Origin of the sequence: Saccharopolyspora sp. NPDC050389, assembly GCF_040655595.1 — a bacterium.
Lineage (GTDB): Bacteria > Actinomycetota > Actinomycetes > Mycobacteriales > Pseudonocardiaceae > Saccharopolyspora.
Genome location: NZ_JBFAKG010000216.1, coordinates 1 through 1,876 on the forward strand (window position 1 = coordinate 1; position 1,876 = coordinate 1,876).

A 1,876-nucleotide genomic window follows, 5' to 3' on the forward strand; every position below is an offset into this window, starting at 1 on the left:
CACCGACAGCCCCGTGAACGTCGGTATCCACCCCGGCTGCTCAACCCCGATCACCTGCACCAGTACATGATCCACTACCGCCCAGACCCGCGATTGCGGGACAGGCTTTAGCCGGAAATCCGGGAAAACCCGTGGGGTAAAAGAGTGTCCGAGGGGGACTCGAACCCGTTTTCGTGGCATACCTGCGCAATGCAGGTGTTCATGCGACAGACCATAGCTGCGTCCCGTGATCAAATGCCAGCCGGTTCACAGCTTACAATCACTGCCGAAAGTCCTTATATCCCAGGAAATCTGGGTCTCTTGACGTCGCGTGCGCACCTCTGTGATCGTCGCCAGAAACAGTCGGGTAACTGCCGAGATGCGGGTGCGGTGATGTCGCCATCACGACAAGACGCCGTTGCTAGATCATTGGCGCCAGCTGAATGCTGCACCCGTTCCACATGGAGCAGTTCGAATGTGCTGCATGTGGTGGAGTCAGCCGGTGATGAGGCTGCGGACTTTGTCGAGGGTTTCGGCGTCGGTGGAGTACAGGACGGTGCCGACCATGCCGCGGGTGAGCAGCACCTTGTAGGTGTTGCGGATGAGCATGTCGTAGTCCTGTTTAGAGGCGTGGGCGACGGTGAGGTCTTTGCTGGCGGTGCGGTCGGCGATCCAGCGGTCACCGCGCCAGACCAGGTCCGGGCCGAAGATGACGCCGTTCCAGTCGTACTCGAAACCCTGGGCGGTATAGATGAAGCCGACCTGGCCGAAGCCGGCGGGATCTGTTGCCCACAGCGACGCCGCGGGCGCGCCGTTGACGGAGCGTTCTCCCCTGACGGTCCACGGGCGGCGCCAGCCACCGATGACGATATCGTCGACAAGAGTGCCGTCTTCTCTGGGGTCGCTCCAGGGCCAGCAGAAGCCAGCGGTCATGCGGGCGCTGTAGCCTTCATTGACTTTGCTGGCCAGTATTTCTTCCAGTTCGGCTGGGGTGCTTGCGACCTGCACGTCGAACCGTGGCTCGGGTTCCCAACGCTCCAGCCCTTCGCCGTCGAGGCCGAGGAGGCTGAGCACCCACCGTTCGTAATTGTGGCTGCCGCCGTACCGGAACTGCTCGTTGAGGTTGATGCGATGCATCTGCAGGCCCTGGGCGTGTGCGGCCTGCCCGATCGCCTCAACGGTGCCCAGTTCGTTTGGGCGCACGACTTGGTGTTCGTCCAGAAAGAAGACGGGGACTCTGGCTGCGTCGAGGAGTTCGTCGATCTGCCGGCGTTTGCTGCGTTGGGCACGGGGGGTGAATCGGCTGTTTGACGTTTCGCGGATGCGGTGCGCTTCGTCGCAGATCAGAACGTCCAGGTCGTTGCGGTCGGCCCCCATGAAGCTGTTGAAGTACTGAAACAACTTGTGGACTCGGGTAGCGCTGTGTCCCACAGCCTTGCGCAGGGTCGTGGTGAACGATTTCGATCCAGTGGCGTGTAGGGCGGTGTATCCCCGCCTATACAGCTCGCCCAGCACGGACAGGGCGATGACGCTCTTGCCGGAGCCGGGACCGCCGGTCACGACGATGACTTCCTTGTGGTCGGATTTTCGAGCGTTGAGCACGGCTGCCAGCACCAATGAGTAGGCGACCTGCTGTTCATCGAGTAGCAGGAATTGCTCGCGGTCCTCAATTTCGGCGGCGGCTACGGACATCAGCTGCCGGCTCGGCGCGATTTTGCTGCCGAGCAATTCATCGGCGGCTTGAGCGCCGGAGGCTGGTGCGAGTCGTGACTGCAGGAACGACAACAGCGCACCGCGAGAGGTCTTACTGACGTTCGTGATCTAGGGTGACGGTCGTGTGTGATCATGACTGACTGTGTCGGTGATCAAGCAGGGTGTGCCGGTTCGTCGGGATCGG

Annotated in this window: 1 protein-coding gene; it reads right to left on the reverse strand. The window is 61.7% G+C overall.

Features of this window, described 5'->3' with window-relative positions; translation table 11 throughout:
* Positions 1 to 474: 474 nt before the first annotated feature.
* Positions 475 to 1,764, reverse strand: coding sequence for a DUF2075 domain-containing protein (locus AB0I53_RS49515; RefSeq protein WP_358618183.1), 1,290 nt, complete (start codon positions 1,762 to 1,764; stop codon positions 475 to 477).
* Between the last annotated feature and the right edge of the window lie 112 nt (positions 1,765 to 1,876).